Origin of the sequence: Candidatus Phytoplasma fraxini (genome assembly GCF_038024965.1) — a bacterium.
In the GTDB taxonomy this organism is placed as follows: Bacteria; Bacillota_I; Bacilli_A; order Acholeplasmatales; family Acholeplasmataceae; genus Phytoplasma; species Phytoplasma fraxini.
The window spans coordinates 516,703-538,906 of record NZ_CP146843.1 but is presented as its reverse complement, the minus strand read 5'-3'; the positions used below and the strand labels follow the sequence as shown (position 1 = coordinate 538,906).

Sequence of the window (22,204 nt, the reverse complement as noted above, 5' to 3'; positions counted from 1 at the left end):
TTTTAATATTTTTTAAAAAAAGTTAAAAAACAAAGTTTTTTTAACTTTTTTCCTTTTTTTCTTTTTGGCAGGTTTTTTAACAACTGGAGTTTACTTTTTCTTTGTGTAAATGATGAAAAAAATAATGATTTGACAAAAAAAGGGACATCACAGTGGTCGCCACAATGTTTATTGTTTTAAAAAACAGTTAAATAACTAAAACATCTTTTAGACAGTGTTAATAAAGTTTTAGAACAATTGGAAGTTCTTAAAGAATCTCAAAGTTCATATAATTTTAAAAAAATTTTTTCAAAACAACTGTTAATAATTTTGTTCAAAAAAAAGAATTAAACAAAATCCAATTAAAAATAAAATTAATATCATATGATGTTAATAAAGCATGTAAAATTATTATTTTGAAAGATGATCCATTTTGTGAATGATATTTGAAGCAAAATGAAAAAAATCTAATTGCTGTAATTAATTGTATTAAATTTTAGTATTAATTTAAATGGTTTGTTTTCATTTTTGGTTTTATTGAGAATAAATATTAAATAATAATAAAAAATCTTTTATGAATTTTTTAATTCATTTTATTGTAAAATTAATATGTATTAATATAATATTAATATTTATATTCCTTTCATGTTTTTTATAGTTTAGTTAATTTGCATTTCAAATTATTTAATTAAATTTATAAATATAAAATGGAAAGAGTCATAAAATCTTAATGAAAATAAAACAAATAAATAAAAAAATAAATGTTAGTATTACAGTATTTATATTTTTTGTTTTTATGATTTTATTTTTTAATAATATTGCTTTAATAAGTGTGTTGGGTGAAACAGAAACTAAATTAGAAACAGATCTTACAACAAGAAATTTAGGTGAAATAATTAGACAAGCTGACAAAACACCAGAGCAACAGATTTTAGATACATTAAAAGCTAAAAATTCAAATGTTAAAATAGATCAACTGGATGTTGTATTTCAAAATAATACAAAAGCTAATATTCAAGTTGGTACTAATAATAATAATTATAAAAAAACTGAAGGAAATAAGGTAGAAGTTACTTTTACTTTGAAAACACGCCCGTTGTCAGAAATATTTTCTAATAGAGAATTAGGAGCAATAAAATTATCTCAAAAAGATAAAAAAACTTTTGAGTTTGATGATCTTTTAACAAAAATATTAGAAAAAAATATAAAGGCTCCAAAGAAAGAATATTTACAACAAATATTAAGTTTAGTAACAGGTGCTGATTTAAAGACAAATAAAGTTAAAATTAAAGATAAACAAAATGATTGGAAAAAAGTTTACGAAGGCGAAGTAGAATTTTCTTATACTTATTTTTTTGATTTGTCTAATTTTATAGATGTTTCCAAAAAATTAGATATTTCAATACCTCAAGAAAAAACTTTAAAAAAAGATTTATTTGAAAAATTTATTCGTCAATATATTAAAGAGGAAATAAGCAAGTCTTTTAAAGATAATCAATTACAAGAAGATAAAATTATAATTAGTGATGTTAATCCAGAAATTACAGAAGGTTCTGCACATGATAAAGGGAAATTTAATCTTCAAGTTGATGATTCTTTAATTAAAGGAAAAGTTAACGATTTAACATGGAAAAAACAAGTTCAAACTTCATCAACAACTGAAAAAAAAGAATCAATAACTGACCAAAAAGATTTGAAAAAAGAAAATTCTAAAGATAAAGAATCTACAACAGAAGATGTTAAAACAGAAGACAAAGATAAAAGCAGTAATGTAAAATGGTGGATTTCTTTAGGAATTGCTATAGTTATAGCAACTTTAGCTTTTGTAGGTTATTACTTTTATAATATGAATAAGAAAAAATTAGAATAAAAAAATTTTTATAAAATTTTTATAAATCGAATAATGTATATAAAATTATTCGATTTTTTATTATTATTTTTATAATTAAAAAAATTTCAATTTTTTTATAAAAATATTTATTTTGATTAAAATTTATGTTAAAATTAGTTGTAGTTTTATTTTAGGTAGAAATACTTATTTAAAATTTTAAATTATTATGTTAGGAGGGGTAGCGAAGTGGCTAAACGCATCAGTCTGTAAAACTGCTCCGTAAAAGGTACGATGGTTCGAATCCATCCCTCTCCACCATTTAGTTTATTTCTTTGAAAACTGAAGATGATATTTATATAAAAATTTAATTAAACATTTTAATTTTATTATTATGAAATTAAAATATAAAACAAAGAGTTTGATCCTGGCTCAGGATGAACGCTGGCGGCGTGCCTAATACATGCAAGTCGAACGGAAACCCCTCAAAAGGTTTTAGTGGCGAACGGGTGAGTAACACGTAAGTAATCTACCTTTAAGACGAGGATAACAACCGGAAACAGTTGCTAAGACTGGATAGGAAATAAAAAGGCATCTTTTTATTTTTAAAAGACCTTTTTCGAAAGGTATGCTTAAAGATGAGCTTGCGCCACATTAGTTTGTTGGTGGGGTAATGGCCTACCAAGACGATGATGTGTAGCTGGACTGAGAGGTCGAACAGCCACATTGGGACTGAGACACGGCCCAAACTCCTACGGGAGGCAGCAGTAGGGAATTTTCGGCAATGGAGGAAACTCTGACCGAGCAACGCCGCGTGAACGATGAAGTATTTCGGTATGTAAAGTTCTTTTATTGAAGAAGAAAAAATAGTGGAAAAACTATCTTGACGTTATTCAATGAATAAGCCCCGGCTAACTATGTGCCAGCAGCCGCGGTAAGACATAGGGGGCGAGCGTTATCCGGAATTATTGGGCGTAAAGGGTGCGTAGGCGGTTAGGAAAGTCTATAATTTAATTTCAGTGCTTAACGCTGTCTTGTTATAGAAACTACCTTGACTAGAGTTAGATAGAGGCAAGCGGAATTCCATGTGTAGCGGTAAAATGTGTAAATATATGGAGGAACACCAGAAGCGTAGGCGGCTTGCTGGGTCTTGACTGACGCTGAGGCACGAAAGCGTGGGTAGCAAACAGGATTAGATACCCTGGTAGTCCACGCCGTAAACGATGAGTACTAAGTGTCGGGATAAAACTCGGTACTGAAGTTAACACATTAAGTACTCCGCCTGAGTAGTACGTACGCAAGTATGAAACTTAAAGGAATTGACGGGACTCCGCACAAGCGGTGGATCATGTTGTTTAATTCGAAGATACACGAAAAATCTTACCAGGTCTTGACATGCTCTGCAAAGCTATAGAAATATAGTGGAGGTTATCAGGGACACAGGTGGTGCATGGTTGTCGTCAGTTCGTGTCGTGAGATGTTAGGTTAAGTCCTAAAACGAGCGCAACCCTTGTCGTTAGTTACCAGCACGTAATGGTGGGCACTTTAACGAGACTGCCAATTAAACATTGGAGGAAGGTGAGGATTACGTCAAATCATCATGCCCCTTATGATCTGGGCTACAAACGTGATACAATGGCTGTTACAAAGAGTAGCTGAAGCGCGAGTTTTTAGCCAATCTCAAAAAAGCAGTCTCAGTTCGGATTGAAGTCTGTAACTCGACTTCATGAAGTTGGAATCGCTAGTAATCGCGAATCAGCATGTCGCGGTGAATACGTTCTCGGGGTTTGTACACACCGCCCGTCAAACCACGAAAGTTAGCAATACCCGAAAGCAGCAGCTTAACTTCGCAAGAAGAGGGAACTGTCTAAGGTAGGGTTGATGATTGGGGTTAAGTCGTAACAAGGTATCCCTACCGGAAGGTGGGGATGGATCACCTCCTTTCTAAGGATAATACATAAATTCATCATCTTCAGTTTTGAAAGACTTAGATTGAAAAAATAAGTTTTTCTTTTTTAAGCACCAAAGGGCCTATAGCTCAGTTGGTTAGAGCACACGCCTGATAAGCGTGAGGTCGGTGGTTCAAGTCCATTTAGGCCCACCAATAGATTAATATAAACGGTCCTGCTTAAAAGAAAGTTCTTTGAAAAGTAGATAAATATAGCTTTTAAATTCTCTTCATAAAATTGAAGAAAGTAAGGGCGTACAGTGGATGCCTTGGCACTAAGAGCCGATGAAGGACGCAATTAACGGCGATACACCATGGGGAGTTGTAAATAAATGGAGATCCATGGGTTTCCGAATGGGGCAACCTACTACAATAAACTTGTAGTTTTTTGATTTAATATCAAAAAGGGAACGCAGTGAACTGAAATATCTAAGTAACTGTAGGAAAAGAAAGTAATAACGATTCCGTCAGTAGCGACGAGCGAACGCGGAAAAGCCTTAGATACTAATACTAGTTACAAAATAAAAAGTTACTTGAAGTTTTTGGAAAGAAATACCATAGAAGGTGATAGTCCTGTAAAGAAAAACTTTTTATCTAGAGTATCTTACAAAGTACGGCAAGACACGAGAAATCTGGTTGGAAGACGGGAGGACCATCTCCCAAGGCTAAATACTTCTTAGTGACCGATAGTGAACTAGTACCGTGAGGGAAAGGTGAAAAGAACCCCGGGAGGGGAGTGAAATAGATCCTGAAACTGTATGCCTACAATTAGTCAGAGCTCGTTAAGGAGTGATGGCTTGCCTTTTGCAGAATGAACCGGCGAGTTATGATATAGAGCAAGGTTAAGTTTGAAGGAACGGAGCCGCAGCGAAAGCGAGTTTGAATAGAGCGTTTAGTTGTATGTCATAGACCCGAAACTGAAGTGAGCTAGCCATGAGCAGGTTGAAGTGTGATTAATCTCACATGGAGGACCGAACCAGGATACGTTGAAAAGTATTTGGATGACTTGTGGCTAGGGGTGAAATTCCAATCGAACTCAGAGATAGCTGGTTCTCCCCGAAATAGCTTTAGGGCTAGCGTTGATTCAAAAGATTTTCATGAAGGTAGAGCACTAAATGAGTGATGGCCTCATCTCGGGGTACTGAACTCAATTAAACTCCGAATGTCATGAAAATAAATCAGCAGTCAGACTATGGGTGATAAGGTCCATAGTCAAAAGGGAAAGAGCCCAGACCGTCAGCTAAGGTCCCTAAATTAATGTTAAGTGGAAAAGGAAGTGAAGACGTTAAAACAGCTAGGAAGTTGGCTTAGAAGCAGCCATCTTTTAAAGAGTGCGTAATAGCTCACTAGTCTAATGACTTCGCACCGAAAATTTATCGGGGCTCAAACATTATACCGAAGCTACGGATATTAACTTAAATGTTAAATATGGTAGGGGAAGCGTTCTGATGTCAGTGAAGCCATAGCGGAAGCAGTGGTGGAGAAATCAGAAGTGAGAATGCCGGTGTAAGTAACGAAAAGATAGGTGAGAATCCTATCCGTCGAAAACCCAAGGTTTCCAGGGGCAGGTTCGTCCGCCCTGGGTTAGTCAGGTCCTAAGGCGAGGTAGAAATACGTAGTCGATGGCAAGCAGGCGAATATTCCTGCACTAAGAAAACAACTGATGGAGGGACAAAGAAGGCTAGGCATGCCCTTTATATGGATTAGGGTAGAAGGATCAAGTTTGAGAAGACAGGCAAATCCGTTTTCTTATTCTAAAAAATGAGATCCGAAAGTAAAATGACCGAAGTCATACTTTCAAGAAAAGCTTCTAGGGTTAATTGTTTTTTTACCTGTACCGTAAACCGACACAGGTGGGATGGTAGAGTATACTAAGACGCGCGAGAAAACTCTTGTTAAGGAACTCGGCAAAATTGCTCCGTAACTTAGGGATAAGGAGAACTTTTACGTAAAAAGTAAAAGTCACAGAAAAGAAGCCCAAGCGACTGTTTATCAAAAACATAGGTCTCTGCTAAACCGCAAGGTGATGTATAGGGGCTGATGCCTGCCCGGTGCTGGAAGATTAAGAGGAGATGTGTTAAAGCATTGAATTGAAGTCCCAGTGAACGGCGGCCGTAACTATAACGGTCCTAAGGTAGCGAAATTCCTTGTCGGGTAAATTCCGACCCGCACGAAAGGCATAACGATTTGGGCGCTGTCTCAACAAGAGTCTCGGTGAAATCAAATTATCGGTGAAAATGCCGATTACCCGCGACAGGACGAAAAGACCCCATGGAGCTTTACTGTAGCTTAATATTGAATTTGAGAAATTGATGTACAGAATAGGTGGGAGACTGAGAACTTTAGACGCCAGTTTAGAGGGAGTCACCTTTGGGATACCACTCTTCAATTTTTTAGTTTCTAACCTGCGTAAGTGTATTACGAGGGACAGTGTTTGGTGGGCAGTTTGACTGGGGCGGTCGCCTCCTAAAGAGTAACGGAGGCGTTCATAAGATTCCCTCAAAATGGTCGGAAATCATTTAGAGAGCGTAAAGGCATAAGGGAGTTTGACTGCGAGACCTACAAGTCGAGCAGGGACGAAAGTCGGACTTAGTGATCTTACGATACCGAATGGAAGGGTCGTAACTCAACGGATAAAAGCTACCCTGGGGATAACAGGCTTATCGCTTCTGAGCGTTCACAGCGACGAAGCGGTTTGGCACCTCGATGTCGGCTCATCGCATCCTGGAGCTGAAGAAGGTTCCAAGGGTTGGGCTGTTCGCCCATTAAAGCGGAACGCGAGCTGGGTTCAGAACGTCGTGAGACAGTTCGGTCTCTATCCGTCGTGGGCGTTGGAAATTTGAAAAGAGCTGTCCCTAGTATGAGAAGACCGGGATGGATATACCTCTGGTGTTTCAGTTGGTTCGCCAGGACCATAGCTGAGTAGCTATGTATAGAAAGGATAAACACTGAAAGCATCTAAGTGTGAAGCCTCCTTTAAGATGAGATTTCCCTATGAGATCCCTGAAAGACTAACAGGTTGATAGGTCAGAGATGTAAGAAGAGTGATCTTTTGAGTTGACTGATACTAATAGATCCATTGACTTTGATTTTATAAAAGAATGAAAAAAGTTGTATTTATCTAGTTTTGAAAGATCCTTGGTTATTTATAAAAGGGGAAACACCTGTTCCCATTCCGAATACAGTAGTTAAGTCCTTTTAACCTGAAGATAGTTTTTGATTTCAAAAGCAAAAATAAGATTAGCCAAGGTAAACTTTAGAGGATTAGCTCAGTTGGGAGAGCGTCTGCCTTACAAGCAGAATGTCGGGGGTTCAAGTCCCTCATCCTCTACCAATATTGATAATTTAAATAATAAAATGAAAAGCCTATATAGCTCAGTTGGTAGAGCATCTGACTGTTAATCAGAGGGTCCTAGGTTCGAACCCTAGTATAGGCGCCATAATAAAAAAATTTGTAAAAATTAATTTTTATTTTTAAAAATAGTTTTACATTTGTTTAGAAAAAAGGAAACTCAAGTGACTGCAAAAGTATTTAAAACTATTTTTGAAAATAATTTATTAAGTGTTGAAATAAATAATTTAGCTAGACAAGCTAATTCTTCTGTATTACTTCGTTATAAAGATAATGTTATTTTAACTGTATCAGTTGCAAGTCGAAAAGATACTGATTTAAATTATTTTCCATTAACAGTTATTTATCAAGAAAAACTTTATGCTGTAGGGAAAATACCCGGAAGTTTTACTAAAAGAGAAGGAAAATCTTCTGATCATGAGGTTTTAAAATCTCGATTAATAGATAGGACTTTAAGACATTTATTTTCTAAAAATTTAAAAAAAGAAATTCAAATCATTAATACTATTTTAAGTAGCGACTATGATTGCAATAATGAGATGTTCGCTATTTTAGCTAGTTCTTTGTCTTTGATTGTATCGGATATTCCTTTTGTAGAATCTGTTGCAGGTGTTTGCATAGGCAGAATAGATAATGAGTTAATTATTAATCCTAGTTCAGATAAAAGAGAAAAATCAGATTTTTTATTAACTTTATCAGGTACTAAACAAAGTTTAAATATGATCGAACTTATTGCCGCAGAAACAACAGAAGAAGAATTACAAGAAACTATGGTTTATGGGCATGATATAATAAAAAAACTTTGTATTTTTCAAGATGAAATTAGAGATAAAATAAATCCTCAAAAACAACTTTTGGTAGAACCAGAAATTAATGAAAATTTATATAAACAAATTAGAGAAAAATATACAAATTCAATAAAAAATATTTTAGAAATAAATGCACAACAAAAAAGAGATTCCAAAATATTTAAAAAAGATATTAATCAGTTGAAAGAAACATTATTATTAGAATATAAGGATATTGATAATGTTACAATTTTAGAAATAGAAAATATTGTAAGTCGTTTGTTAAGTCAAGAATTTAGAAAAATGGTTATCGAAGATAAAAAGAGAATCGATGGTAGAGAATTAGATGAAATCAGAACAATTGAAAGTCAAGTAGGTTTTTTACCTAGAGTTCATGGTTCAGCTCTTTTTACTAGAGGCCAAACACAAAGTTTAGTAGCTGTTACATTAGGAACTTTGAAAGAAAGTAAAATGATTGATGATTTAACAGAAGAAGAAGAAAAAATTTTTCTTTTACATTATAATTTTCCCGCTTTTTCTGTTGGTGAAGTAGGTCGTTATATGGCTCCTTCTAGAAGAGAAATTGGACATGGTATTTTAGCTGAAAAAGCATTATTTTATCTTTTACCTTCGGAACAAGAATTCCCTTATTCTATAAGAGCGGTTTCAGAAATTTTAGAATCTAATGGTTCTTCTTCACAAGCTACTATTTGTGCTGCTTCAATGGCTTTAATGGATGCGGGTGTCCCTTTGAAAAAAGCTGTAGCAGGAGTAGCTATGGGTTTGTTTTGTGATGATACACAATGTGTTGTTTTAACTGATATTCAAGGTTTAGAAGATCACGAAGGGGATATGGATTTTAAAGTAGCTGGAACTGAAAAAGGAATCACTGCTTTACAAATGGATACTAAAAGACAAGATATTACTTTTAATATTTTAAAAACACTATTACAAAAAGCACGTTTGGCTAGGTTAAAAATTTTAAAAAAAATGAATCAGGTTATTTCTAAAAATAAAAAGGAAGTATCTATTTATGCTCCTAAAGTTAAAATTATTAATATTCCAATCGATAAAATAAGAGATATTATAGGTGCGGGCGGCAAAATTATTTCTCGTATTATTGAACAACATGATGATGTTAAAATAGATATCAAACAAGATGGTAAGATATTTATAACTCATATAAATATTGATATTGTTGAAAAAACAGCTAATTATATTTTAAATTTAGTTAAAAATATTGAGATAAATGAAATTTATGATGTAACCGTTTTAAAAATTTTAACTAATAATCAAGGTCAATCTTTTGCAGCAGTTGTAGAGATTTTTCAAAATATTGAAGGTTTTATACATATTAGTCAGTTATCTCATACAAAAACAAAATTTGTTGAAGATGTTTTAAATGTAGGCGATAAAGTTTTAGCTAAGTGTATTGAAATTAATAATAAAGGTAAAATATTTTTATCTTTAAGAGATGTTGAACAAAAGAAAATATAAAGTTATTTTGAATATGAATAAAAAAATAATTTTAGATCTAAAAAAAGATTATAATTAAGTAGATATAAAAGGTTATAAGGATTATTTTAAAACAAAGCGGTATAGAGTTAGTTTTATAAGATGATTCAACGAACTAACAATAATGAAAAAGAGATTGTTTGAGTTGTTTATAAAAAACAGTTATTTTTTAATAAATTTTTGTTAAACTTTCTTATTAAATAATATTTTATTTATTATAACCCACATAATCCAAACTCAACAATATAATTTGTTAGTTTGGATTTTTGTGTAAGAAGACCAATTAAATTAAAAAATTTCATAATTTATATGATGATTAATATTTTTAAATAATTCAAAATATCTAATTTGTATTAGATTTTTAATCTAAAATAAATAAAGGCTTGTATTTTTTTTTATTTATGATATTATACTTTACAAAATAATTTATTTTTTATATAAATTATTTTTATTAAAAAATTTTTGAAAATATATAAAAGTTTTTTTATATATTTTCAAAAGTCTTGGAGATGATTGTTATTTGGATTTTATTAGTGTTTGGGATATATGAAGAATATTAATAGATTATTTCGAATTTATAAGTGATAATGTGATAAGTAATGAAATTAGATTTTGAAACACCTTCAAATTTGACACAAAACAAAAAAATTAGAAAAAACAAAAATATTAAAAAAAATAAAAATAATTCATCTGTTTATTCGTTAACACGTAATATATTAATTTTGTTTCATATTTTTTTGTTTTGTTTTTTTATCCTTTATATATCTCATAAATTATGTCTGTTACCTTCGGTTGTATCTCAACGTTTAGGATTAGATAAAATAGATACATTATTACATAAAGCGGAACACAAAGTATTAGAAGAAAAAAATACTAAATTAAGAAAAGATAATGATGAATTAGAACAAAAAAACAAAGCAAAGTCGCAAAATAGATCAACAGTATCAAAATCCAAAACAGATAATGCACAAGGGATTAATCCAGAAATATCTAAGAAATTAGAAAAATTAGATAAATTAGATAAAATAGATGAATTAGAAAAATTAAATGACAACTTAACACAACAGTTTAATGAAAAATTCACACAGTTAGAAAACAAAATAGATTCTAATACAAACCCGCCATCCAACACAATAGATTCTAATAATCCAAACAAACCAATTATAAATGAAATATATAAAGAATCAATACAAAAACCAGATAAATTAATCACAAAATTAAATAAATACAAAATTAAAATAGATAAAATAAATAACAAATTAAAAAATCAATCATTTATTATATTGATATCTTTGTCTTGTATTATTTTGTTTGTTATATTTTTATTCGGTGGTTATTTATTTATTAAAATTAAACAAATAGAATTTAAAAATCAAATAAGATGATAATACTTTATGAATAAATTATAAAAGGTAATTTGAATGTGATGAATATAAAAGATTGGTACAACAAATATTTTTGATAAAAGTAAGTGTAGATATATCAAAAACAAAAAAAGAGCAAAAATATTATCAAAATTATAAAAAAATATTCAAAAAATTAGAAAAGGAGCTAAATAATGGCAACAACACAAATATTAGAAATATGTTATGTTTTAATTTTGATTTTGCTTATTATTTGCAATATTGTTTTATGGAAAAAAGGATTTAAAAGAGGACAACAAGGTAAACAATTAAGTGCTTTTATGCATTATCTATTAATATGTACTTTTCCAATATATATCTTTGCATATAACAAAGGAATGAATGAATATATTTTAAATAAATTAAAAGAAGATAAATCAAAAACCAAAGATGTTGATTAAGATGATTTGAATACTTTTTTAATATGAATATATTTTGAGAAGAAGAGAAAATCTTAACAATAGACAAAAATGTTATATTAATGCAAATTGATTATAATTTCTTTTTCAACGATTTATATATTTATATAATTTCTTATTATAAATTATAATTGCAAACAAAATGATATTTTTTTGTTTATTAAATTGTTGATTATCAATAAATAATTTAGTAAGAATTTATTAAGATGAGTTAAATTATTATAATAAATGACATTAGTTATTTGAATTAAATTAAAGATGTTTTTTATTTAAAGATCAAAAATCTTATATTTAAACTAATATAAATCAATAAACAAATATAAATATCTATTTGTTTCAGAAGATATTAACAATTATTTTAAAAAAGTATGATATAATCAATAAGTTATAGATTTTATTTCGATAAAAAGTGGAATAACTTAAAATTTAATTAGAAAAATTTAAGATGGTTAAAAAAAATTATAAATCTAATATTATTCCAAGTTTATCATTAATAATAATGGCTATTTGTAGTATTATTATTTGTTATAAACTTTTTGCTTCAGAAAATAATATTACTTTTGAATCTGAAAATATTAATTTAAACACTGAACAGTTAGAAAAAACTTTACAAACAGGATTGAACAATATGACAGAGAAAATAAGTCAAGTTGAGAAACCTTTACAAACAGGATTGAACAATATGACAGAGAAAATAAGTCAAGTTGAGAAACCTTTAAATCAAATGGCTAGTTTTCACACAAAGGGATATAATATAGAAGCATTAGCAAAGGACATAACTTTTGAAAATGTTGAAGACATGCTGTCATTAGATCAACTTATTGGATTAGATAGAGAAAAAGCAGCTTTAACTGAATTTCAAACGTGTATAAATAATTTACGTACTATTGAAACAACATTTCAACAAAAACGACCTACAGGAATTATTTTTCATGGTTGTCCTGGGACCGGAAAAACTTCTTTAGCAAGAGCTTTAGCTAAAACTGCTGGATGCGCTTATATTGAAATCGATGGAACTGATTTTCAGAAATATAGTAGGGAAGAAGGACCTTGTCGAGTTGATGCTTTATTTCACAAAGTACGAGAAGATAAAGACCACGAACGAATTATAGTATGTATAGATGAATGTGAAAATACATGGGGGAATTTAACAAAAGCTGAAAATCAAGCTACTAAAAATATCGTTACTAAATTTAAAAATAAATTTACTGGTATCCATGCAAATAGTGGGCCTATGGTTTTTTGGATTGGAACTACTAATCATGTTGACGAACTGGATAGTGCTATTGTATCTCGTTTTGAACATATCATAGAAGTTAAATACTTAGAAACACAAGCACGTCAACAATTGTTTCGACATAAATTAAATAAAATACAGACAAATGCTATAACCCCAGAAGCTTGTAACTATATTATAAACGTATTAGCAGTAGACATTGAGCAACATGATGATTTAAAATCCATTCGTGAAATAGAAAAGTTTATACGAGGATGTTCTATTCGTGCTGTTTCTCAAAACAATACAAACCCAGTAATTTCTCAAGATATCGTTAAATCAGTTTTTGATGAAAAAGTAAAAGATATTGAAGATCGAAAAAAGACAGAGAGACATAACAAAAAAGAATAGTGAAAGAAAAACACAAGAATATAAAAATAACAAATAGGAATTTTGTATAAATGAATATTAAATTTTTTAAATGTTTCAAATATAATTGAAATATTTTTAATTTAAATAGAATGATTTATTTTAGTGTAAAAGGTTGATAAATTTGAAAATTAATGTAAAAAAATATAATTTTATTATCATTTTAGTTTTACTTTGCCCTTTAGTAATAATGTCTTTGTTTGCTGTTGCTGTCACACAATATTCCGTAAAATACGACTTAGTTCACTCAATTGTAAAAAGTGCCACACCAGGGGAATATGACAAACAAAAAATAAAAGTATACAACAAAGATTCGGATACACAAAAAGTATATTGGGGAGAAGGTTCAATAGTAACAAAAGATGAGTTAAATTCAGCATTTTGTAAAACCGAAAAAGGATTAAAGTTGTTTGGTTTGGAAGACAATAAGTATCTAACAGCAACTTGTTATATCGAAATTCTGCCAGATATAATACCTGAGAAACCATATTATGTATATGTGAGTCAATTTCTTCAAGGACAATTTTCACAAGAAACAAAAGATGAATTAGCTACATACAAAGATAGTCCACAACAATGGAACCAATATTTTGGAGTACTACAATATAAATTCGGACCAGAAAATGATCCAATGTTTGATGAAAAAAATAAAGATTTAGATTGGAAATCATCAGAACAAGTTGTTAATGAAAAAAAACAAATTATTCGATCATTGTCACAAACACAAAAAACAAATTACAAAGGTAAAGACTACAAGGAAATAGAATTATTTCGAATGATGGAAAAGTCCGACACTTCAGATGAAGACAAAAATGATATTCATGCACATTTACAAGAGTTATTACAAAAAGATCGTATAACATATAAATTGAAAATAAGATATGTGCCTTACATAAATGATTCAATTAGACATATTGCAGATAAAGTAAACTTAAACAGTGTAATACCAATTCATGTGGCATGTGATATTAGCCCAACTGCTTCAAAATAAACCAAATCATAAATTATTACGAGTAGTTATCATAAACAATAATTAAATAATTCATCCATATAATTTTTTAAAAGAAAATATATGGATGAAATGAAAAATTTTCAAGATTCTTTATATTTTTAATATAAATTTTGATAAAATATTATTGTTAAAAAATAACAAAGTGGTGATCGAGGTTTAATTTTATTTTGACAAATAAAATTAGATTTAGGAAAGTCCATGTTAGCACATGTTTTTAGGGAAGCATGTAGTGATTGTGCTTAAGAAAAAAATAACTTAAGGTACTTAAGAAAATTAAGTAACGGCTTTTTAAATTCTAAGGATTATTTATAAATCTATGAAAATAAAAAATAAAGTGCCACAGAGACGAGTTAATTAGAAATAATTAAGTGAAACGCGGTAAACCCCTCAAGCTAGCAATCCAAAATATGGTAGGAGCATATAAAAATCAATTTTTCCTAATGCAAATTTTTATAATTGGTTTTTATACTGTTTTTAAAATTAAAAATAGAGATAAATGGTCACACTTGTTTTCATTTTAAAAACAAGAACAGAACATGGCTTATTCATGTTATTTTTTAAATTAGAATCTTTTTCGAAAGATTCTTTTTTTATTTATTAACACGTGTTGAAATTATTATTCTTTATAATGTGTTATAATTATTAGTAAATGAATTGAAATTATATATATTTTTAAAATTCATTTTCTTTTTATTAAATATATAATAAATAAAATAATGATTTATGTTTTAAAAAATGAATATAAAAAAATATAATTTTAATTTTAATAAAATAAAAAAGGTTTTGAAACTAAAAATGATTAAAAAAAAGATAATCGAACAATCTATTATTAGAAGAAACAAAATTGAAGAATTAAAACAATTACAATTAGATCCTTTTCGTAATTATTTTGTGGTGGATAATAATATTTCATATATTTTAAATAATTATACATCTTTAAATGCTGATGAATTAGAATGCAAAAAAATTAAAGTTAATATTGCTGGCAGAATTATTACTAATAGAAATCAGGGTAAAGCTGGTTTTTTGCATTTACAAGATTTTGATCATTCTATCCAAATTTATTTAAATAAAAAAATAATTCCGGCCAAAGCTTTTCAAGTTTATCAAAAAGCAGATTTAGGAGATATTATAGGTATTTCTGGTTATTTATTTAAAACTAAAACACAAGTATTAACAGTGAAAGCTTTAGATGTAGTTCACTTAAGTAAAAGTTTAATGCCTTTGCCTGATAAATATAAAGGTTTAAAAGATAAAGAAAATATTCGAAAAAAAAGATATATTGATTTGATTATTAATGCTGAAACAAGAAAAACATTTCTTCTAAGAAGTAAAATTATTAAACTTATTCGAAATTTTTTTGATAATAAAGGTTTTTTAGAAGTGGAAACCCCTATTTTACATTATGTTTTTGGTGGAGCCGCAGCTAAACCTTTTATTACCTATTATAACGCTTTAGAATCTAATTTTTATCTAAGAATAGCTACAGAGATACCTTTGAAAAAATTAATAGTTGGTGGCATAAGAGCTGTTTATGAAATAGGAAGAGTTTTCCGCAATGAAGGCATTGATGCTACTCATAATCCAGAATTCACAACAATAGAAGCTTATTTAGCTTATGCTAATATGAAAGATATAATGCAGTTAACAGAAGAATGTTTAAAAGAAATTTGCACAAAAACGTTAGGTTGTTTAAAATTTAATTATCAAGAATATTTGATTGATTTTAATACTTTTTATAAATATGATATGGTTGAGATAATTAAAGAAAAAACAGGTATTGATTTTAAAAAGAAAATGGATTTAGAACAATGCCAAAAAATAGCTCAAGAACATAATATTGAAATAAAACCTTTTTATACCAAAGGACATATTATAATGGCTTTTTTTGAAGAATTTGTAGAAAAAAATTTAATTCAACCAACTTTTATTTATAATTATCCTTTTGAAACAAGTCCTTTAGCTCAGAAGAGCATGGAAAACGAAGAATTTGTAGATAGATTTGAATTATTTATAGCTGGTAAAGAATTAGTGAATGCTTTTAGTGAATTAAATGATCCTATTGAACAGCAGAAACGTTTTGAAGATCAATTGTTACAAAAAAAATTAGGTAATGAAGAAACTGAAGAATTAGATCTAGATTTTATCGAAGCCTTAGAGTACGGAATGCCGCCTACAGGGGGTTTAGGTATAGGAATAGATCGTTTAGTAATGTTTTTAACCAATACTGCTAATATTCGAGATGTTATTTTATTTCCTCATTTTGCTAATAACCCAAAATAATTCTTTTTATTTTAAAATTATTAGAAATATCATTTTCATAGAGGTTTGTTCATGATAGGTGTTTTTTATTTACAAAGTAATTATAGTATTATGGAAAGCATTCCTTCTGTAGAGGTTTTGGTAAGGAAAGCTAAAGAGAATAATTATCGTTTTGTGGCTTTGAGCGATAATGAAAATTTACACGGCATAGTGGAATTTTTTGATATTTGTCAAAAATATAAAATAAAACCTATTTTAGGAATAAAAATATATTTAGCATTAAATGATATTATTGGTCAAAATAAACAAATTGGAGTCTTAATTTACGCTTTAAATGACGTCGGCATTAATAATTTAATTCAGATTTCTAATTGGATAAGAACTAATTCTCAAAAAATGACTTTAACAACTTTAAAACAATTTCAAGAAGGGCTTTTTTTTATTTTAAGTAATGTAGATTTTTTTCTTTCTGATATTTCGGATTTAAATTTGATAGAAAAAATTTTTGTTCAATTAAAAAATAATTTCAATTTGTTTTTTTTTGGTTTATCTTTACAATCAGACTTTTTAGAATTATTTGCGCATAATATTTTAGCTCTTGTAGTAGAAAAATTGAAAATTTCAGCGGTAGTTGTTCATAAAACAAATTTTTTGGAATCTTCTCAAAGAGAAGCTCATCAATTATTACTCCAATTGATGTATCCTTCTAAAGATTTGGATATGTCTTTTCAATTTTTAACTCAACAAGAAATAGATATTAAATATCAAAGTTATTACGATGAGTATAAAGAATCTTTTTTAGATTTAGAGTCTTTTATTGCACCTATTCAATATTTAAACATTTTTCCTTCAGATTTAACATTACCTAAATTTTCTCAAATATCACAAGAATCGTCTGCTGATTATTTAGAAAAAATAACATATGCTTTTTTGAAAGAAAAAATTCCGATTTCATTGTCTCAATTTTCTTTTTACGATGAAAGATTAAAAAAAGAATTAAAAATTATCAAAGATATGCATTATGAGGATTATTTTTTGATTGTTTTTGATTTATTGCGTTATGCTAAAAATGAAGGTATTTTATTAGGACCGGGGAGAGGTTCTTCAGCTGGTTCTTTAGTTTGTTTTTGTTTAGGTATTACAGAAGCGGATCCTTTACTTTATAATCTTCTTTTTGAAAGGTTTTTAAATTCTAAAAGAAATAAAAAACCAGATATCGATTTAGATTTTCCAGATAATAAAATAAACATTATTTTAAAATATATTTATGATAAATATGGCCCATCGTATACAGCTAATATTATTACTTTTAACACTTTAACTAAAAAATCTTTTCTTCAAAATACTAATTATATTCGATATCAAAAAGAATTTTTAAAAACATCAAAACTTGATGAACAACAAAAAAAAATTTTAGGTCAATTAGAAGGGTTACCGCAATTTACTAGCACTCACCCATCTGGTGTTATTATTAGTAATAAGGATTTAACGAAATATCTTCCTGTTCAAAATAATCCTCAAAGTAATTCTCCTTTGCGATATCAAACTCAAATAGAAGATCGATATTTATCCAAGATAGGTTTGCCTAAAATAGATGTTTTAAGTTTAAAAAGTTTGACTTTAATTGATAAAATCTTAAAAGAAATTAACGTTGATAATAAAGAAACAATAAATTGGCACCAAATTCCTTTTGATGATAAATTGACTTATCAATTATTACAAAAAGGCGATACTAAATATATTTTTCAATTAGAATCTTTAATGGCTCAAAAAGTGTTACAAAAAGTCAAACCAGAAAAAATTGAAGATTTGGCTGCTGCTTTAGCTTTGAATAGACCAGGACAAATCAATTATATTGATTCTTATTGCCGTCATAAACAAGAGCAGCAAAATTTTTTAGTTGACAAAGAAACTTATCAATATTTACAAAATATTTTAAAAAATACGCACGGTCTTATTCTTTATCAAGAACAAATTATGGAAATAGCTTTTTCTTTTGCTGGTTATGATTTTAGTGAAGCAGAAATATTTACAAAATATATAATTCAAAAATCTGATAGCGATGATAAAGAACAAAAAATAATTAGAACAGAATTTATTAAATGTAGTCAACAAAAAGGACATTCTGAAAAAATAGCTGCTAGTGTTTACGATTATATTTTAAAATTTTCTAATTATAGTTTTAATAAAAGTCATAGTGTTTCTTATTCTTTGATTAGTTATCGCATGGCTTATTTAAAAACTCATTATTTTTATCTTTTTGCAAAAGTACTTTTAGAAGAATATCAAAAAATACCTTCCGAAACAGAAGATTTATTGAAAAAAATTCAAAAAAATAATAAGATTCAGATTATAGTTCCTAATATTTTTAAAAGTGGTCTTAAATATGAGTTAATTGAAGGAAAATTATTATTGCCTTTGATTTCGATTAAAAATGTAAATGAAGAAATAGCTTTATTTATAATGAAAGAAAGAAAGATAAAAAAATTTGTGAATTTTTATGATTTTAAAAATAGATGTCAAAAGGTTTTAAACAATGATTTGTTAAGAAGTTTAGTTTTAGCAGGTGCTTTTAGTGATTTCGGACTTAATAAAAATACTTTATTAAATGAATCTAATTTAGAATATTTAGAACATGAAGAATATTTATTACCTTTTAAAAAACAAATTTTCTTAAAGGAGTTTTCTGAAGAATATTTAAAACAAGAAATGAATAAAATTTTTGGTTTTGATTTGAAAACTTTGCTTTTATGAATTATCATATTATAGTGATATAATAGAATATATAGGAATAGGAAATATGATCTAAATGAATTTATATAAAAAAACAGTTTTATTTTTTCAGGAAAAATTGATTCCTAATTGTTGTCGTCATAATAAATATTTTCGTTGGTTTGTGATTGTTTTAGGCATTATTATTTTTTGTTTTGTTTCTGCTTATAATGTTGGAGGTTCAACAAGAGACATTTGGAAAAATCAATTATGTACATTTTCTGATGTTTTTGATATAAAAAAAATTAAAGAATATTATCTCAATAAAGATTTAAATGATACAGAAAAAACAATAATTTATCTTAAAGGTATGATTATTGGTATTCTTATTTTTGTTATTTATTGTGGTTTTAAAAAAGGGTTAATTGGTATTAGTTTGGGTTTTTTGGTAGGTGCTTGTTTGGGTATTTGGATTTCTATAGGTTGTCCTTCTGTTATTTATTTTTTAGAATTTTTTTTTTCTGGTAAAATCTTTTCGTAAAAAAAATAATAATTATTGAGTTATATATTTTGCAAAATAAGAAATAGAAAAATTTACAAAATGTATATTTTTTGAGAGATTTTGTTTATGAAGCAAACTTTTTTACAACAAATTATTATTATTTCTTTTTTTATAACTATATCCGTTATAACAGATATATTTATAAGTTCATATATTCGATTATTCAAATTACCTTTAGTTATTATTTTTATATCAGGTTGTTTATTAGGTTTTCCAAGTGTTTTTCTTATTTGTTGTTTTTATTCTTTTTTTCATTTAATAAGAAGTTTTTCTTCTTGGCAACCTGTAATGGAAAGTTTAAAATTAAGTTTTTTTCAAATTTTGCTTTCTGTTTTTTTGGATTATATATTTCCTGATTTGATTATTAGTATCTCGGGTTTTTGTTTTGATAAACAAAAAAAATTTTTTAGTAATAAAAGATTGTTTTCAGTTTTTTTGTTAATTAATTGTTTAAGATTGTTTTCTTCTTTTTTATCTAGTTTTTTTATTTATTCTTCTAGTAATGAACGTTTGGCAAACAATATTTTGGTTTTTGTTTTTATTCATAATTTAATCCCTTTTATCTTGAATTTATTTTTAGGTGGACTTTTAGTTTATTATTTCAAAGTTCAATTAAAAGATTTTGGGGATATAAAGAATAAAAATTTTTAAATTGTGGAATATTTTCAAACAACTTATTCATATTTAATTTTTATAATCATTTAATCACTCCTTTCTTAGTAATGATAATTATAAAAAAGAATTCTTTAAGATCAACTATTTAGTTGATCTTTTTTTTAATATAAAACAACTCAAACAGAATGTAAGTTAATTTGTTAAGAATCAAAATTCAAAGTTTCATCAAATAGTTTTTATATCTTTTCTAAAAATATATTTTTAAATTAAATAAAAAATAAAAAAGTATTTTATAGTATAATATAAAAAATTTTAAAATTTATTATTTATGCAGACAATATTTAAATTTCTTGTTGAATAAAATATTTCATTATTAAGTTGTTTAAATAATTAAATTTAAAATTATTTAATTTTGATTTTTGTTTTGAATTTTAACTCAAGTAGAAAGGTTTCTAAATATTTTTAATATTTTTTATTTAATCCAAATTTAATTTTTCAATTAAGTTATATTTACATATTTAACATTGTAAATTAATATAGGAGGTTGTTTGAATATTAGTTCAAATACAAATAAATCAATTGAAATTTCTTTATTTTTATTAAAAGAAGAATTCGACATTGATAAATTGAATAAGGATGAAGATAACAATGAATTTAAGTTGCTGGAAGAATTATCACAAGATAAACATTACCAAGTTTATTACCGAACACAAATTAAAGAACAAGAATTATATGATTGGGAACAATATTTAGGTTTGGAGGACCTAAACCCAAACATTTGTAGCTTAAATAGAGATGCTATTATATTAATAAAAACGCATGATAAAGACAAAAAAGATGTAAAGCATCTTATTTAGCTATAACATTCGGCCAAATAGCTGATTATCGTATTCAAAAATATGTAGAATCCAATTTCGGTGTTATAACATTATTGAATTGTATTGATGAGACAAAAATAAAAAAAGTTAAATGCTTTTCTGTCTTTGATAAAAAAACTAAACAAGTAGAATTATTTGGTCGTTCTGGATTTTAACCAGACTTAGAAATTCTTAATGATTATAATGGTTTATTACCGATTTTAGAAGGTTGTCTTGTTTCAGGTGCAATCCAAGGATTACAATCGAACACAAAAGTACATGGCGGAGATAAATTTAATTTTAAAATAAAAACTTCTGAATATAAATTACGTCGATTATGTAAATTATGTATGCAAATTAAAAATACATATTATTGCAAGGATAAAGCCCCCAAATAAATTTGATTTTTTATTTAATTTAGAAAAGGTTTCTGACAAAAAGAAAGAACAATGTTTAAATATTCAATTATCAGAACAACTATTAGACAACAAAAAAGACAACAAAAAAGACAACAAAAAACAAAAATTTGAATTAAATTTAATAACTATGGATTTTCAAGAAAATTCTGATTTACATAATGAATTTTATTTTAAATTAAAATCAAAATGTCAGAAATTAAATACAATAGAGAAAACAGATGATATATTTGAATGCTTTTAAAATTTTTATATCAAGCAATTTAGAAAAGATAAAAATGATAAAATATTTCAAAATATAAGTAAAATACTTCTTGTAAGGAAAATAGATAATTCTTCAGATGAATCAGAAACGAAAAACTTTATAAATTGTATTTTAACTACATATAATAAATATTTGTTTTTAAAAGGTAAATGGTTTGTCATTAATTCAAAATATAGAGAAAAAATGACAAATTATTTAGTAAAACATTTAAATATTGAATATAAAGATTTATTCTTATATAAGGAAAAAGAAAATAGTGAAGATAAATATATAGACCAAATAATAAAAGAAAAAGATAATCAAAATAAATCAAACAAAAATAACATAACATTAATAAAATGTCATCAAAAACCCTTGACCATTAAAAATAACCCAAATTTTAGAATTGAAGTTTGTGATATTTTTGGAATAAAACAAGAAGACAATATTATGTTTTGTCATGTTAAAAATTTAATGAATAAATATGGTACCAAGAGCTCTTATAATGGTGCATCAATTAGTCGTTTAAGTTCTCAAAGTTTTTTTATCACATAAAATAATTAATAATCCTGATTTAATTAATAATTATGAGAAAGTTCTACACAAAATAGTCGAAGACTTAATCAACAAAGAAAACAAAACTAAAG

General features: G+C 27.4%; 12 protein-coding genes, 4 tRNA genes, 3 rRNA genes and 1 other RNA gene. All 20 read left to right on the top strand.

Annotated features, from left to right (window positions below; all coding sequences use genetic code 11):
• Positions 1-709 precede the first annotated feature (709 nt).
• The 20 genes from AADV48_RS02650 (at position 710) to AADV48_RS02555 (ending at position 22,112) form a co-directional block, all read left to right on the top strand.
• Complete coding sequence (locus AADV48_RS02650; RefSeq protein WP_341266518.1) at positions 710-1,849, top strand: hypothetical protein; 1,140 nt, start codon at positions 710-712, stop codon at positions 1,847-1,849.
• A 193-nt stretch (positions 1,850-2,042) separates the two neighbouring features.
• Positions 2,043-2,128 (top strand) — tRNA-Tyr (locus tag AADV48_RS02645).
• Positions 2,129-2,216: 88 nt separating this feature from the next.
• A 16S ribosomal RNA gene (locus AADV48_RS02640) occupies positions 2,217-3,751 on the top strand.
• An 83-nt stretch (positions 3,752-3,834) separates the two neighbouring features.
• A tRNA-Ile gene (locus AADV48_RS02635) sits at positions 3,835-3,911 on the top strand.
• An 81-nt stretch (positions 3,912-3,992) separates the two neighbouring features.
• Positions 3,993-6,847: ribosomal RNA gene (locus AADV48_RS02630) — 23S ribosomal RNA — on the top strand.
• A gap of 44 nt (positions 6,848-6,891) precedes the next feature.
• A 5S ribosomal RNA gene (rrf, locus tag AADV48_RS02625) occupies positions 6,892-7,006 on the top strand.
• Together the 16S, 23S and 5S rRNA genes with 4 tRNA genes alongside form the textbook arrangement of a ribosomal RNA operon.
• A gap of 7 nt (positions 7,007-7,013) precedes the next feature.
• A tRNA-Val gene (locus AADV48_RS02620) sits at positions 7,014-7,089 on the top strand.
• A 30-nt stretch (positions 7,090-7,119) separates the two neighbouring features.
• Positions 7,120-7,195 (top strand) — tRNA-Asn (locus AADV48_RS02615).
• 76 nt (positions 7,196-7,271) lie between these two features.
• Entirely contained in the window at positions 7,272-9,392 is a 2,121-nt protein-coding gene (locus AADV48_RS02610; protein ID WP_341266517.1) for a polyribonucleotide nucleotidyltransferase, read from the top strand.
• A 617-nt stretch (positions 9,393-10,009) separates the two neighbouring features.
• Complete coding sequence (locus tag AADV48_RS02605; RefSeq protein ID WP_341266516.1) at positions 10,010-10,795, top strand: hypothetical protein; 786 nt, start codon at positions 10,010-10,012, stop codon at positions 10,793-10,795.
• 173 nt (positions 10,796-10,968) lie between these two features.
• The gene (locus tag AADV48_RS02600; RefSeq protein ID WP_341266515.1) at positions 10,969-11,214 is read left to right on the top strand and encodes a hypothetical protein; all 246 of its coding nucleotides are present in this window, start codon (positions 10,969-10,971) and stop codon (positions 11,212-11,214) included.
• A 463-nt stretch (positions 11,215-11,677) separates the two neighbouring features.
• Positions 11,678-12,859 (top strand): AAA family ATPase, encoded by a 1,182-nt coding sequence (locus tag AADV48_RS02595; RefSeq protein WP_341266514.1) that lies wholly within the window; start codon positions 11,678-11,680, stop codon positions 12,857-12,859.
• A 142-nt stretch (positions 12,860-13,001) separates the two neighbouring features.
• A complete protein-coding gene (locus AADV48_RS02590) occupies positions 13,002-13,868 on the top strand; it encodes a hypothetical protein (protein WP_341266513.1) in 867 nt (288 codons plus the stop codon).
• A gap of 158 nt (positions 13,869-14,026) precedes the next feature.
• An RNA gene (gene rnpB, locus AADV48_RS02585) (RNase P RNA component class B) lies at positions 14,027-14,438 on the top strand.
• Positions 14,439-14,684: 246 nt separating this feature from the next.
• Positions 14,685-16,172 (top strand): lysine--tRNA ligase, encoded by a 1,488-nt coding sequence (gene lysS / locus AADV48_RS02580; protein WP_341266512.1) that lies wholly within the window; start codon positions 14,685-14,687, stop codon positions 16,170-16,172.
• A 51-nt stretch (positions 16,173-16,223) separates the two neighbouring features.
• Positions 16,224-18,905, top strand: a complete 2,682-nt coding sequence (locus tag AADV48_RS02575) for a PHP domain-containing protein (protein WP_341266511.1) — start codon at positions 16,224-16,226, stop codon at positions 18,903-18,905.
• A gap of 55 nt (positions 18,906-18,960) precedes the next feature.
• Complete coding sequence (locus AADV48_RS02570; protein WP_341266510.1) at positions 18,961-19,404, top strand: hypothetical protein; 444 nt, start codon at positions 18,961-18,963, stop codon at positions 19,402-19,404.
• 87 nt (positions 19,405-19,491) lie between these two features.
• Entirely contained in the window at positions 19,492-20,076 is a 585-nt protein-coding gene (locus tag AADV48_RS02565) for a hypothetical protein (protein ID WP_341266509.1), read from the top strand.
• A 512-nt stretch (positions 20,077-20,588) separates the two neighbouring features.
• Positions 20,589-20,897: a hypothetical protein gene (locus tag AADV48_RS02560; RefSeq protein ID WP_341266508.1), complete on the top strand. Its 309-nt coding sequence runs from the start codon at positions 20,589-20,591 to the stop codon at positions 20,895-20,897.
• A gap of 669 nt (positions 20,898-21,566) precedes the next feature.
• Complete coding sequence (locus AADV48_RS02555) at positions 21,567-22,112, top strand: DUF6119 family protein (RefSeq protein WP_341266850.1); 546 nt, start codon at positions 21,567-21,569, stop codon at positions 22,110-22,112.
• Positions 22,113-22,204 lie beyond the last annotated feature (92 nt).

Excerpts from the sequence above, each read along its gene's own strand:
- AADV48_RS02605 (WP_341266516.1), top strand. The coding sequence starts at position 10,010 with ATGAAATTAGATTTTGAAACACCTTCAAATTTGACACAAAACAAAAAA.
- AADV48_RS02565 (WP_341266509.1), top strand. The coding sequence starts at position 19,492 with ATGAAGCAAACTTTTTTACAACAAATTATTATTATTTCTTTTTTTATA.
- AADV48_RS02650 (WP_341266518.1), top strand. The coding sequence starts at position 710 with ATGAAAATAAAACAAATAAATAAAAAAATAAATGTTAGTATTACAGTA.
- AADV48_RS02600 (WP_341266515.1), top strand. The coding sequence starts at position 10,969 with ATGGCAACAACACAAATATTAGAAATATGTTATGTTTTAATTTTGATT.
- AADV48_RS02595 (WP_341266514.1), top strand. The coding sequence starts at position 11,678 with ATGGTTAAAAAAAATTATAAATCTAATATTATTCCAAGTTTATCATTA.
- AADV48_RS02575 (WP_341266511.1), top strand. The coding sequence starts at position 16,224 with ATGATAGGTGTTTTTTATTTACAAAGTAATTATAGTATTATGGAAAGC.
- lysS (WP_341266512.1), top strand. The coding sequence starts at position 14,685 with ATGATTAAAAAAAAGATAATCGAACAATCTATTATTAGAAGAAACAAA.
- AADV48_RS02570 (WP_341266510.1), top strand. The coding sequence starts at position 18,961 with ATGAATTTATATAAAAAAACAGTTTTATTTTTTCAGGAAAAATTGATT.